This window comes from Humibacillus xanthopallidus, from assembly GCF_006716675.1.
GTDB lineage: Bacteria > Actinomycetota > Actinomycetes > Actinomycetales > Dermatophilaceae > Humibacillus > Humibacillus xanthopallidus_B.
Map to the genome: position 1 here is coordinate 44,304 of NZ_VFPM01000002.1, position 13,164 is coordinate 57,467.

At 71.3% G+C, this 13,164-nt stretch carries 12 protein-coding genes; 8 read left to right on the plus strand and 4 right to left on the minus strand.

Features of this window, described 5'->3' with window-relative positions:
* Positions 1-10 precede the first annotated feature (10 nt).
* Positions 11-1,237 (minus strand): citrate synthase, encoded by a 1,227-nt coding sequence (locus FBY41_RS08140; RefSeq protein ID WP_141843366.1) that lies wholly within the window; start codon positions 1,235-1,237, stop codon positions 11-13.
* A 98-nt stretch (positions 1,238-1,335) separates the two neighbouring features.
* Between FBY41_RS08140 and FBY41_RS08145 the strand changes: the two genes are divergently transcribed.
* Positions 1,336-2,535 carry a citrate/2-methylcitrate synthase gene (locus FBY41_RS08145; RefSeq protein WP_141843368.1) on the plus strand — a complete coding sequence of 400 codons (1,200 nt, stop codon included), beginning with the start codon at positions 1,336-1,338 and terminating at the stop codon, positions 2,533-2,535.
* A 90-nt stretch (positions 2,536-2,625) separates the two neighbouring features.
* On the opposite strand, the gene FBY41_RS08150 is transcribed toward FBY41_RS08145, so the two are convergent.
* Both FBY41_RS08150 and FBY41_RS08155 read right to left on the minus strand, forming a co-directional pair.
* Positions 2,626-3,447: a M57 family metalloprotease gene (locus FBY41_RS08150; RefSeq protein WP_141843370.1), complete on the minus strand. Its 822-nt coding sequence runs from the start codon at positions 3,445-3,447 to the stop codon at positions 2,626-2,628.
* Positions 3,448-3,642: 195 nt separating this feature from the next.
* Positions 3,643-4,473 carry a class II glutamine amidotransferase gene (locus FBY41_RS08155; protein WP_141843372.1) on the minus strand — a complete coding sequence of 277 codons (831 nt, stop codon included), beginning with the start codon at positions 4,471-4,473 and terminating at the stop codon, positions 3,643-3,645.
* Positions 4,474-4,552: 79 nt separating this feature from the next.
* Here FBY41_RS08155 and FBY41_RS08160 point away from each other — a divergent pair, with 79 nt between their 5' ends.
* Positions 4,553-5,680, plus strand: coding sequence for a M24 family metallopeptidase (locus FBY41_RS08160; RefSeq protein WP_141843374.1), 1,128 nt, complete (start codon positions 4,553-4,555; stop codon positions 5,678-5,680).
* 222 nt (positions 5,681-5,902) lie between these two features.
* Here the strand turns inward: FBY41_RS08160 and FBY41_RS08165 are convergent, their stop codons facing one another.
* Complete coding sequence (locus FBY41_RS08165; RefSeq protein ID WP_141843376.1) at positions 5,903-7,321, minus strand: NAD(P)/FAD-dependent oxidoreductase; 1,419 nt, start codon at positions 7,319-7,321, stop codon at positions 5,903-5,905.
* Positions 7,322-7,461: 140 nt separating this feature from the next.
* On the opposite strand from FBY41_RS08165, the gene FBY41_RS08170 reads away from it, so the two are divergent.
* The 6 genes from FBY41_RS08170 (at position 7,462) to FBY41_RS08195 (ending at position 13,111) form a co-directional block, all read left to right on the plus strand.
* Entirely contained in the window at positions 7,462-8,265 is an 804-nt protein-coding gene (locus tag FBY41_RS08170; RefSeq protein ID WP_141843378.1) for a GNAT family N-acetyltransferase, read from the plus strand.
* Positions 8,266-8,293: 28 nt separating this feature from the next.
* Positions 8,294-9,214, plus strand: coding sequence for a hypothetical protein (locus FBY41_RS08175; protein WP_141843380.1), 921 nt, complete (start codon positions 8,294-8,296; stop codon positions 9,212-9,214).
* A gap of 159 nt (positions 9,215-9,373) precedes the next feature.
* Positions 9,374-10,402 carry a class II fructose-bisphosphate aldolase gene (gene fbaA, locus FBY41_RS08180; RefSeq protein ID WP_141843382.1) on the plus strand — a complete coding sequence of 343 codons (1,029 nt, stop codon included), beginning with the start codon at positions 9,374-9,376 and terminating at the stop codon, positions 10,400-10,402.
* Entirely contained in the window at positions 10,399-10,806 is a 408-nt protein-coding gene (locus FBY41_RS08185; RefSeq protein WP_141843383.1) for a DUF3151 domain-containing protein, read from the plus strand. The genes fbaA and FBY41_RS08185 overlap by 4 nt, the downstream gene beginning before the upstream one ends.
* Positions 10,807-10,848: 42 nt before the next feature.
* The gene (locus FBY41_RS08190) at positions 10,849-11,658 is read left to right on the plus strand and encodes a Cof-type HAD-IIB family hydrolase (RefSeq protein ID WP_141843385.1); all 810 of its coding nucleotides are present in this window, start codon (positions 10,849-10,851) and stop codon (positions 11,656-11,658) included.
* Between the two features lie 142 nt (positions 11,659-11,800).
* The gene (locus tag FBY41_RS08195; RefSeq protein ID WP_141843387.1) at positions 11,801-13,111 is read left to right on the plus strand and encodes an adenylosuccinate synthase; all 1,311 of its coding nucleotides are present in this window, start codon (positions 11,801-11,803) and stop codon (positions 13,109-13,111) included.
* The last annotated feature ends 53 nt before the right edge of the window (positions 13,112-13,164 follow it).

The window sequence follows — 13,164 nt, forward strand, 5'->3', positions numbered from 1 at the left end:
ACGTGCCACCTCAGGTGACGGGGTCGCGGCCGCGCCACCGCAGCGGCTCCTCGGCGTACTCCTCGACGACGTGTGCCGCGACGCCGAAGGACCGGGCGGCCTGGAAGACGACCTCGCCCGCCTCCGCCGGCAGGTCGAGGGCGTGCAGGGCGGCGGCGCTGGCGAGGTCGATGTTGGGCTTCGCACCGGTGCGTTCGGCGACGACGCGCGAGAGCGCCTCGACTCGGCGTCGCAGCGGCCGGGTGCCCGGCAGCTGCCACACCGCCTCGAGCACGAGGTCTGCCCGAGGATCACCGTCGGGGTAGAGGAAGTGGCCGAAGCCGGCGACACCGCGGTGCTCGCGCACGACGCGGCCCACGGCCACGGCGGGGTCGAGGCCGGGCGCGAGCAGCGCGTGGGCAGCGATCGGGGCCGCGCCGTGGAGCGGCCCCGCCATCGCGGCATACGCGGCGGCGAGGCAGTCGTGCAGCCCGGCACGGGTGGAGGCAGCGACCCGGGCGGCGACCGTCGAGGCCGTCAGGCCGTGATCGAGCAGCGAGACGAGGAGCGCCCGGGTGAGCCGGAGCTCGGCCTCCGTGCCGGAGCGTCCGCCGAGCGCGCGCAGCTGGTGCTCGGCGAGGTCTCCGACCGCGAGGGTGTGCCTCGTGGTCGGCAGCGTTCCCGCGGCGAGTGACAGCGCGGCCGGCACGAGGGCCAGGGCCGTCGAGCGCACCCGGTCCGGGTCGACGTCGCCCGCGAGAGGGTCGGCGGCAGCGAGCAGCTGCACCGCCACGGGCAGCCGCCGCTCGAGCGGCAGGCGGGTGATGCTCGTGGCGAGGCTGCGCAGCTCACGGGGGATCTCCGGCGTTCTCAGAGCCTGCGGACCGAGGTCTTCGCTGTCCGAGAGTGACTGCCCCGACATGGATCCCACGACGAGGGCGGCAGCCTGCTCGACAGAGTCGAGCGCCATCACCTCGACGAGCGGCACGCCCCGATAGAGCAGATCCCCGTCGAGCTGGCTGCTGACCGTCGTCGCGATGCTGCGGAAGCGGAGGACCGGCTGCGGTGACCCGGTGGGGCGCGACGACGAGGCGAGCGCGTCGATCTGCGCGCGGTCGAAGAGGCTCTCCTGCTGCCCAGGCCGACGCTGGCTCTGGAGCAGACCGCGACTGACGTAGGCGTAGAGGGTGGCCCGCTTGACGCCGAGGCGCTGGGCCGCCTCTGTCGTCGTGATCCAGCCATCGGGGTGTGGGGGCATGCGGTCTCCATGTTGATCCGGTCAACGTTGAGGCGATCAACATTGACGATGTTGATCAATATTGCCGACAGTGAGCAGTGAACCGAAAGGAGCACGACATGTCCACCACTGCAGCGGGCCGCCCGGCCACCACCACCCCATCAGACGGCTTCGTCACCGTGCCGCCCGGCCTCGCCAAGGTCGTCGTCACCGAGACCGAGCTCGGCGACGTGCGCGGCGACGAGGGGTTCTACCACTACCGGCAGTACTCCGCCGTCGACCTCGCGGAGCACGTCTCGTTCGAGGACGCCGCACACCTGCTCCTCGTCGGCCACCTACCCGACGCCGATGAGCTCGGCCGTTTCGGCGCGGAGCTGGGCCGTCGCCGCCCGCTCCCTTCCCGGCTGGCCGCGCTGCTGCCGGAGATCTGTCGCACGACGAGCGACTCGCTCCAGGTGCTGCGCACCGCGCTCTCGGCCTGGGGCGGCATCGCCGACCTGCGCCCGCTCTACGACTCGAGCGAGGAGGAGCGTCGCGAGGCGGTGCTCAGCGCCATCGCCGTGACGCCGACGATCCTGGCCGCCGCACACCGTCTCCAGCGCGGTCTCGAGCCGGTCGCCGCCGACTCGTCGCTCGGCCACGCCGCTGACTACCTGCGCATGGTTACGGGCGAGGTGCCCGCCGAGCACGAGGCCCGCGCCGTCGAGAGCTACCTCGTCGCGACGATGGACCACGGCTTCAACGCCTCGACCTTCACGGCGCGCGTCATCGCCAGCACAGGTGCCGACCTCGCGGCCTGCCTCGTCGGGGCGATCGGGTCCTTCTCGGGGCCGAAGCACGGCGGCGCGCCCAGCCGGGCGCTCGAAGCGCTCGACGAGATCGGCTCGCTCGACCGGGCGGCGGCCTGGGTGCGCCACCGGGTCGAGGCCGGCGAGCGCATCATGGGCTTCGGGCACGCCGTCTACCGCACGCGCGACCCGCGCTCAGAGATGCTGAAGGAGATCGCCCGCGGCTGGGACGACCCGCTCGTCGACCTCGCCGTGGGGGTGGAGGACGCCGTCGAGGCGACCCTCGCCGAGCTGAAGCCGGGGCGCGAGCTGCACGCCAACGTCGAGTTCTACGCGGGCGTCGTCATGAAGCTCGCGGGCCTGCACCCGAGCATGTTCACCCCGACGTTCTGCGTGGCCCGCGTCGTCGGGTGGGGTGCCAACGTGCTCGAGCAGGCTCGTGACCCGAAGATCATCCGCCCGGCCGCGCGCTACGTCGGCCCGCCGGCGCCCCAGCCGCTCCCCGAGCGGACGGCCGGACGGGCGAGCTAGCGAAAGGCCCCCCACACCCCCGGATCGAGGTGATCCTGACACCCAGGTGGGTGCCAGGATCACCTCGATCCGGTATGCCGTGGGGCGGGCTCAGCTGCCGTAGACGGCGCGCACGCCGGCGCGGTCCTGGTCGGTCATCGACAGGTCGTCGGAGGTGCCGTTGCACTGCGGGTAGTGCATGATCGACGCCGAGTCGTAGGGCGTCAGCGGGCGCCAGTTGTTGTCCTCGAAGCACGTGCCTGCCTCGGGCCGCGTGTGCTCGTGGCGGAAGCCGAGGGTGTGCCCGAGCTCGTGGGCCATGATGTTCGACGGCGTCCAGGAGCCGGAGTTGTAGAGCGACTTCGCGTTGACGAGGATGTTGCGGCCCGACTTCGAGGTGCTCGGGAAGAAGGCGCGCGCGATGTACTGCGTCGTCTTCGTGGGCTCGACGGAGAAGAGGACCGCGCTGTTGCGCGTGGTGCAGCTGCCGTCCTGGCTCGAGACGTAGACGTAGTTGACCTTCGAGGAGGCCGCCTCCCACTGGGCCGCGCCCGCCGCCATGGCCTGCACGACGCGCGTGTAGTCGGCGCCGAACCTCGTGCTGACGCAGTAGGTGAGGTTGGCCGCCTGCGTGGCCGACCACTTGTCGTCGCGGCCGCTGACAGTGTTGATGATGAGCGAGTCCTCGTCCACGTGCTTCGGCGAGGAGACCATCGAGTCGTAGAACTGGCGCAGGCCGCCCATGCTGCCCTCGGGCTCGTCGCCGTTGACGACGTAGACGCCGCCCTCGTCCTGGTAGGTGCTGGCGGCGAACTCCTGGAAGGTCGGCACGTCGCCGGCCACGGGGGCTGCCGACGCGCTGGTCGTGGCCAGCCCGGCGGCGAAGGTGGCGGCGACGGCGATGGACAGGGTGCGGGACTTCGTGAGGTGCATGTGAGTGCTCCTGAGGGTCGGGTCACCCTCGGCGCGGGCGACTCATCGCAACGTAGGACCGTGCAGGTCATCCGCGGGCGAGCACCTGGTCAGGAGTTGGCAGGCGCAGGTCAAGGGATCGTCGCGGGCCTGCGTGCCTCTGCGCTCGACGAGACCCGGCGTGGGACGCCGTGGTCTCGTCGAGCCAACGACCCGTCAGGCGACGTGGGTCGGACGCACCGGAGCGAAGGGTCGGATCTCGTCGTCGCCCTCCTGGATGATCCCGCACGACGACTCGGGCACCTCGCGCCAGGCGCCGGGGAGGTCGCGCAGCGGCTCGGACACGACGAGCCGGGCGTCGTCGCCAAGGGTTGCGAGCACCTCGACCTCGGGGTGCAGCTTGCGCAGCTCGGTGACCGCGGTGGAGTGGAAGAGGCTCCGGCTCTGGTGCTGCGTCGAGTAGCGGAACGCCCACACCGAGCTGCCGTCACTCGTGGCGATCGTCGCCTGGACCGGGTTGGCGACCCCCTTGCGCTCGGCGAGGTCCTCGACGAACCCGACGGCCCGAGCCACCCCTTCGATCGGGTCGTCCTGCAGGCCGAAGGTCAGCGCGAGGAAGAAGAGCACCTCGGAGTCCGTCGACCCCTCGATGTCGGGGTAGAGCGACGGGTCGACGGCGAAGACGAGGTCACGCTTCAGCTCGTGGAAGCCGAAGACGGCGCCGTTGTGCATCCACAGCCGATCCCCCCATCGGAAGGGGTGGCAGTTGCTGCGCTGGACGGGGGTCCCCGTCGAGGCGCGCACGTGCGCGAAGAACAGGGAGGTGCTGACCTGCGACGTCAGCTCGCGCAGGTTGCGGTCGTTCCACGCCGGGTCGACGTTCTTGAAGACGGCCGGGGTCGGGCCCCTGCCGTACCAGCCGATGCCGAAGCCGTCACCGTTCGTCGTCGTCGCCCCCATCGTCGAATGGAGGCTCTGCTCGATGAGCGAGTGCTTCGGCTTGAAGAGGAGATCCTCGGCGAGGACCGGGTCACCTGAGTACACCATCCACCTGCACATGCCTCCATCGCAGCAGCGCGTGGCGTCCGGCGCATCACTCGGAACGGATGAGCGTAACGTCCGCTCCATGAGTGTGAGTGCTGCCGCCCTCGACGTCACGACGATGCGCGACCGGCTCGACCGACTGCGCGCCCGGGCCGCCGACGCCGGGGTCGTGGCCGTCGTCATCACGCCGGGGTCGGACCTGCGCTACCTCCTCGGGGTCGGCGGCTCCTCCTTCGAGCGGCTGACGGCGTTCGTCGTGCCGACCGACCGGGCGGTCGCCCCCGTCCTCGTGTCTCCCGCTCTCGAGTTCGCCGGGCTCGGGCACCTTCCGCTCGAGGCCGTTGGGGTCGAGGTGCGCACGTGGGTCGACGGGGAGGACGCCCACGCTCTCGCTCTCGCGGGCCTCGCTGCCGGCCCCGTCGCGGTCTCCGACATGACGCCCGCCCTGCACCTGCTTCAGCTGCGCGACGCGGGTGCCACCGAGCAGCGCCTCGCCGGCCCGGTCCTGCGCGAGCTGCGCATGCGCAAGGACCCCGTCGAGCTCGCCGAGCTGAGAGCCGCGGGCGCAGCCATCGACCGCGTCCACGCCCGCGTCGGGGAGTGGTTGCGTCCGGGGCGCACCGAGGCGCAGGTGGCTGCGGACATCGCCGCTGCCATCGTCGAGGAGGGCCACGCCGCAGCCGATTTCGTGATCGTGGGCTCCGGGCCGAACGGCGCCAGCCCGCACCACTCCGTCAGCGAGCGCGTCATCGAGCGAGGTGACGTCGTCGTCGTCGACATCGGTGGCCCGCTGCCCTCGGGCTACAACTCTGACAGCACCCGCACGTATGCAGTGGGCGCGCCCCGCGAGCCCGACGTCGCCGAGGCGTATGCCGCGTTGCAAGCCGCCCAGCAAGCCGCCGTCGATGCCGTGCGTCGCGGGGTGACGTGCGAATCGGTCGATGCCGCAGCGAGATCCGTGCTCGAGGAGGCTGGCCTTGCTCATCACTTCATCCACCGCACGGGTCACGGCATCGGCCTGGACGTGCACGAGGAGCCCTACATCGTCACCGGCAACGACCTCGTGCTCGAGCCGGGGATGACCTTCTCGATCGAGCCCGGTGTCTACCTGGCCGGGCGGTGGGGCGCCCGCATCGAGGACATCGTCGCGGTGACGTCCGACGGTGTGGAGCGCTACAACACCCGTCCCCACGACCTCGCCATCCTCTAGAGCCGGCCTGCGCACCCCAACCCCCGAGGCCGCCCCGCACCTTTCGTAGCCCGGGCGACGAGAAGTGCGGGTTTTGGGGCCCCTGGCCGCGCTTTTCGTAGCCCGGGCGACGGGAAGTGCGGTTGTGCGGCGGCTGGCCGCGCTTTTGGTAGCCCGGGCGACGGGAAGTGCGGGTTTTGGGGCTTTTGGCCGCAGTTTTGGTAGCCCGGGCGGGGGAATGGGTCAGGAGTCGAAGCCGACGCCGATCGTGTCGAGAGCCTTGAGCCACAGGTTGCGCTTGCCGGTGCGGTCCTCGGCAGCCAGCGCCGACCGCGTCGCCCGCACGGCGGCATACCGGATCGGCTCGGGAGGGAAGGGGATCGGCTTGCGCCGCACCATCTGGAGCCGGGTCGCCTCGGTGTCACGGCCGTCGACGAGGTCGAGCGCGACCCGCGCGCCGAAGCGGGTCGACGCGACGCCGAGCCCGGTGTAGCCGACGGCATACGCCATGCGACCGCCGAGCGCGGTGCCGAAGACCGGCGTGAAGCGCGACGTCGTGTCGATGACGCCGGCCCAGCGGTGGGTGAACCGGATGCCGTCGAGTTGGGGGAAGATGTCGACGAAGTGGTCGGCGAGCAGTCCGTGAGAGGCGTCCGACTGCTCGAGCGCGGGGTCGATGCGCCCCGGGAAGTGGTAGTTCGCGTCATAGCCCCCGAAGAGCACGCGGTCGTCGAGCGTCCTTCGGTAGTAATGGAACTGGTTGCCGGCATCGGTCAGCCCCTCGCGCCCCTTCCAGCCGACGGCGTCGAGCTGCGCAGGGGTCAGCGGCTCCGTCATGAGGACATGGTCGTAGACGGGCAGCACCCAGGCGCTGAACCTCTTGAGCACGCCGCGGGCGGCGTTGGTGCCGATGACGACGCGTCGCGCGTGCACGCTGCCGTCCTCGAGCGAGACGCGCACACCGTCGCCCTCGGCGTCGAATCCCGTTGCGCGCGTGTACTCGTGGATCCTCACACCCAGCGACTCGGCCGCTCGAGCGAGGCCCCACACGAGGCGGGCGGGGTCGACGAGGCCGACCTCCGGGTCGAACATCCCCGCGCGGTAGAGCGGCGAGTCCACCCGCGAGCGCGCGCCCGCGGCGTCGAGCAGCTCGACGTCGTAGCCGTGGGCCCGGTGCAGCTCGAAGGCCTCGCGGACGGTGGGCACCTGGTGGTCGGTCAGGGCGAGGGTCAGCTCGCCGGGCACGTGGAAGTCGGCGTCGATGCCGTATGCCGTCAGCGTCCTCCCGATGGCCGCGAAGTTCTCCGCCGCGAGCCGCTCGAGGGTGTCGATCTCGTCGGGCCAGCAGCCGAGCCCCTGCGACAGGCCGTGGGTCAGGCTCGGAGCGACGAAGCCCCCGTTGCGACCGGACGCGCCGTCGGCCAGCCGGTCGGCCTCGACGACGACGACGTCGCGGGAGGGGTCGTCCTCCTTCGCCTGGATCGCCGTCCACAGCCCGGTGAAGCCGCCGCCGACGACGAGCAGGTCGGTGCGCGAGGCGAGGCCGGTGAGCGGCGGTCGCGGTTCGGGCCGCTCGGCCCGGTCGGTCCAGAACGGGGTGGGAGCGGCGTCGGCGAGGGCGCGCGCGGCGCGGGGGCTGAGGGCGGCGGGTCGGTTGCTCATGACCCGTGTGATTCGACCACGAGGCCCGGTCGAAACGGAACCTCCCATCGCACCATGACGAAACCCTGAGGCGAAAGGCCCCTTGCCCGACGGGCGAAACCCGTTGCAGGACGCGCACCCGCTTTGGTTGTCTCAGGTCCATGACCCCTGAGGAGCTGCTGCGCGTCTTCCACGACGAGACCCGGGCGCCGATCAGACTCGGCACCGCCCAGCGACCCATCGAGGTCGACGGCCTCATCCGGCGCGAGTACGACGTCGACGGGGGCCAATGGAACATGGTCGAGAGCCCCGACGGGCTGGGGCCCGACCCGGACGCCTACGACGCGGTCATCGCGCGCCAGCGTGACTTCTTCGCCCACCGCGGCCTGCAGGTCGAGTGGAAGACCTACGACTACGACGAGCCGGCAGACCTCGGTGAGCGCCTCCTGCGGGCCGGTTTCGTCAAGGAGGACGACGAAGCCCTCATCCTCGGTGAGGCCGCGCCCCTCGCCGCGCAGGACATCCGACTCCCCGAGGGCGTGACCGTTCGCGCGGCGGAGACCGAGGACGACTTCGCCCGGATCCGCGCGATGCTCGAGGAGGTCTGGGACAAGGAGCAGTCGTGGGTCACCGACTCGCTGCTGCCGGGCTGGCAGCGCGACCCGCGTGCCATGGACGTCGTCCTCATCGAGGAGTCACCCGACGGCCCCGTGCTCTGCGCGGCCCGCAGCGAGTACGACGAGAGCAGCTTCACGGGCCTCTGGGGCGGCTCGACCCGCGCCGAGTGGCGCGGGCGCGGTCTCTACCGTGCGACCCTCCTCCACCGGGCGCGGCTCGGCCTCGACCGGGGCAAGGACCACGTGCGGGTCGACGCCTCGCCGGACTCCGAGCCGATCCTGCGACGGCTGGGGTTGCACCGCGTCGCGACGACGACGCCCTACGTCTTCGACCCGCGCTCGCACTGACCGGCCGCGAGTCTGGGACACTCCAGCCGTGGAGGCCGGCACCCGAGACGCCTCGCCGCAGCCGCGCCGAGGGCGACCGGCCGCGGCGGCCCTCGCGGTCGGCTGTGTGCTCGGCCTCCTCTGCGGCTGCACCTCGGGTGTGTCGGCAGGGCCGGCGGCTCCCGCCTCGGCGACCACCGGCACCGCACCCCCGGGTGTCGACCGGCCGTCCGCGACCGGAATGGAGGCCCCGCCCGGCGTCGAGCCGGCACCCACGGACCAGGCACCCACGGGACTGGCTCCCACCGCGCTCGCCGAGCCGGGACCGTCGATGACGGTGATCGAGGATGCTGCCCAGTGCACGGTGCGTCGCGAGCTCGCAGGTGCCGACCGCAGGGTGCCCATCGACGAGGTCTTCCCCGGGTGGAGCTCGGGTGGTTTCTCAGATCCCGGCGAGGTCGTGCCGGGGCGAGACGCCGCCGATCCGGCCCGGTGCCCCGGCGAGCTTCCGACCAACCCGTACTGCGACGAGACGTTGCCGTGGACCGGGTTGCTGTTCGACACCTTCGTCACCGCGAGCGGCGCTCGCCGGGTGGTGGATGGCTACCTCCTGGCCATGCCGCACGGCTCCGACCCCGAAGCGCCCCCCGAGAAGACGCCGGGCACCCGCGTCGTCACCTACCGACTGCTCGACCTCGCTCCCGGTGACCCGAAGGGTGTGGGCGCCTACCTCGACCGGTCCTTCCGCAGCTGCGCGCAGGCCCGCCCGGCCACCACCTCCGAGGTCCCAAGTGCCGCCGGCATCGAGGCGCTCATCGGCACGGCCCCGTCGGACTATCGCGCCCCGGCGGCCCAGCTCGTCCTGCTGCGTCGAGGCGACCACCTCGTGTGGGCCGTTCTCGACGGCGGGGGCTGGAGGACCGGCGAGCGCGCGCACGCCCTGCGGGTTCTCGTCGCGCACCTGCTCTGATCGCCGGAGACCGCGACCGGACGCACGATCCTCCCGGTCTCGGGAAACCACGCGGGATGGCGCGCGGGACAGCACGCGGACAGGCATATGACCGCGACGGCATACATGGCAGGATCGTTGGCGGATCGTGAACCCGCTCATTCGACAGCAGGAGTAGCAATGCCCATCGCCACCCCCGAGGTGTATGCCGACATGCTCGACCGCGCGAAGGCTGGCTCCTTCGCGTACCCCGCCATCAACGTCTCGAGCTCGCAGACGCTCAACGCGGCCCTCAAGGGCTTCGCGGACGCCGGCTCCGACGGCATCATCCAGGTCTCGACGGGTGGCGCCGAGTACCTCTCCGGTCCGAGCATCAAGAACATGGTGAGCGGTTCGCTCGCCTTCGCGGCGTTCGCCCACGAGGTGGCGAAGAAGTACCCCGTCAACATCGCGCTCCACACCGACCACTGCCCCAAGGACAAGCTCGACGGCTTCGTGCGCCCGCTCCTCGCCGCGAGCACCGAGCGCGTGCAGTCCGGCGGCACCCCGTGGTTCCAGTCGCACATGTTCGACGGGTCGGCCGTGCCCCTCGCGGAGAACCTCGAGACCGCCCGTGAGCTGCTTGCCCTCGCGCGTGCCGCCAACGTCATCCTCGAGATCGAGGTCGGCGTCGTCGGTGGCGAGGAGGACGGCGTCGAGGGTGCCATCGACGACAAGCTCTACTCGACCCCTGCCGACGCGATCGCGACGATCCAGGCGCTCGGGGCGGGCGAGAACGGCCGCTACCTGACGGCCCTGACGTTCGGCAACGTCCACGGTGTCTACAAGCCCGGCAACGTCAAGCTGCGCCCCGAGATCCTCCTGCAGGCCCAGCAGGCCGCCGCCCAGGAGCTCGGCCTGTCGGACGAGGCGCGTCCGTTCGACCTCGTCTTCCACGGCGGCTCGGGCTCGCTGCCGGAGGAGATCTCGGCGGCCGTCGACTTCGGCGTCGTCAAGATGAACGTCGACACCGACACGCAGTACGCGTTCACCCGCAAGGTCGCCGACTGGATGATCTCGAACTACGCCGGCGTGCTCAAGGTCGACGGCGAGGTGGGCAACAAGAAGCAGTACGACCCGCGTGCCTGGGGCAAGGCGGCCGAGGAGGCCATGGCCGTGCGCATCGTCGAGGCGTGCCAGGCGCTGCGGTCGGCCGGCACCCACCAGTGAGCGACAACCTGCTCGGCATCCCCGAGACCCGCCTCGCGGTCGACCCTGCAGCCGAGCGACTCGCTGCAGGGATCGACGCGGTGCAGGTCGCAGCGGCCTACCCGGCGAGCTCGCTCGCGTGGGCCGTCCTCGCGGAGGACGCGCTCGCCGACGGGGACCGCGACGTCGAGGCGTACGCGTACGCCCGCACGGGCTACCATCGCGCGCTCGACTCCCTGCGCAAGAGCGGCTGGCGCGGGCAGGGTCCGGTGCCGTGGTCGCACGAGCCGAACCGCGGCTTCCTCCGCTCCCTCGCGGCGCTCGCCCGGGCGGCTCGCGCCATCGGCGAGAGCGACGAGGAGGCCCGGTGCACGCAGTTCCTGCGTGACAGCTCGGCCGAAGGTGCCCGCGAGCTGGGTCTCTGACCCGCCGTTTCGCACCCACCCGACCGGACGGCATACGCCCGCATGACGCTCTTCTGCTGTGACATCGACGGCACCCTGCTCAACGCGCACCGCACGCTCTCGGGGCGAACCATCGCCGCCATCCAGGCGGTGCGCGAGGCGGGGCACACCTTCGTTCTGTGCTCGTCGCGGATGCCGTCGTCGATGGCCGCGCTCGACCGTCTCTGCGGGGGCACGGGCGTGCCGCTCATCGCCTACAACGGGGGGCTCGTGATCCGTGACGACGGGAGCGTCGCGACCGACGAGCACATCGCTGCCGCCGATGCGCGCGTCGCCTACGACACGTGCGCGCGCCTCGGGCTGCACGGGAGCTTCTTCGCGGGTGACTCCTGGTATGCGTGGGGCCGCGACCGCTGGACCCAGCGGGAGATCAACCACACGGCCGTCGAGCCCTCGGCGGAGTCGGCGCACGACTACGCGGCCCCCGGGCGCATCGAGGCCGAGCCGCCGCACAAGGTGATGGGGATGGGCGACGCCCACCTCGTCGACGAGCTCGAGCGCGTGCTCGCCGGGCGCGAGGGGCTCGTCACCTATCGCTCCAAGGCGACCTACCTCGAGGTGGCGAGCGCCGAGTGCTCGAAGGGGGCCGGCGTCCGCTCGATCGCCGCCGACCTCGGCATCGACCTCGCTGACACCGTCTTCTACGGCGACAACGACAACGACCTGTCCGCCTTCGCCGTCGTCGGCACCTCCGTCGCAGTGGCGAACGCGAAGCCGTACGTGCTCGAGGCGGCCTCCGAGGTCACCGCCGCGCACCACGCGGACGGCGTCGCGGCGCACCTCGAGCAGTGGCTGGCGGCGGACGCCTTCTGACGGGCTCACGTCTGCTCCGCTGGGCGGAGCAGGATGCGAGGGGGTTGGCCCGTTGGGCCCGGGGACCGGGCAGGCGAGCGGGGGCCCGGCGCTGACCCGATAGCCTTGCCACTGGCTGACCCAGCGAACGGAAGGCGGAGGGATGCCGGCAATCGTGCTCGTCGGAGCGCAGTGGGGTGACGAGGGCAAGGGCAAGGCGACCGACCTGCTCGGCAGCAGCGTCGACTACGTCGTGAAGTTCAACGGCGGCAACAACGCCGGCCACACGGTCGTCATCGAGAAGGACGGCAAGCGCGAGAAGTACGCGCTCCACCTCCTGCCCTCCGGCATCCTCAGCCCCAACTGCGTGCCGGTCATCGGCAACGGCGTCGTCATCGACCTCTCGGTGCTCTTCGAGGAGCTCGACGGTCTCGAGGCGCGTGGCGTCGACACGAGCAAGCTGCTCGTCAGCGCCAACGCCCACATCATCCCGAGCTACAACCGCACCATCGACAAGGTGACCGAACGCTTCCTCGGCAAGCGTCGCATCGGCACGACGGGACGCGGCATCGGCCCCACCTACGCCGACAAGATGAACCGGATCGGCATCCGCATCCAGGACCTCTACGACGAGCCGATCCTGCGCCAGAAGGTCGAGGCCGCGCTGGCGTTCAAGAACCAGGTGCTCGCCAAGATCTACAACACCCGTGCCGCCGCGGTCGACGAGGTGGTGGCCGAGCTGCTGTCGTATGCCGACCGGCTGGCTCCCATGGTCGCCGACACCAGCCTGGTGCTGGGCCAGGCGCTCGACCGGGGCGAGACGGTGCTCTTCGAGGCCGGGCAGGCGACCCTGCTCGACGTCGACCACGGCACCTACCCCTACGTGACGTCGAGCAACGCGGTGTCCGCCGGGGCCTGCACCGGGTCGGGTGTGCCCCCGACCCGTATCGACTCGGTCATCGCCATCCTCAAGGCCTACACGACGCGTGTGGGTGAGGGGCCCTTCCCGACCGAGCTCCACGACGACTTCGGTGAGTTCCTGCGCAAGACGGGCGCCGAGTACGGCACGACGACCGGCCGCCCGCGCCGCTGCGGGTGGATGGACACGGTCGTGGGCCGCTACGCGACGCGGATCAACGGCGTCACCGACTTCGTCATCACCAAGCTCGACGTGCTCACCGGGCTCGAGACGGTGCCCGTCTGCGTCGCCTACGACGTCGGCGGCGTGCGCCACGACGAGATGCCGGTCAACCAGACCGACTTCCACCACGCGACGCCGATCTACGAGGAGCTCCCCGGCTGGTGGGAGGACATCACCGCGTGCCGCAGCTTCGAGGAGCTGCCCGCCAACGCGCAGGCCTACGTGCTGCGCGTCGAGGAGCTCATCGGCGCCCGGGTGTCGGCGATCGGGGTCGGGCCGGGTCGTGACGAGATCATCGAGCGTCACCCGCTCAAGCCCGCGGTGGCCGGCTGACGTCACTCAGCGGCCTACCTGATCATTGAAAGTGCTTGGAGCAGAAGGACATT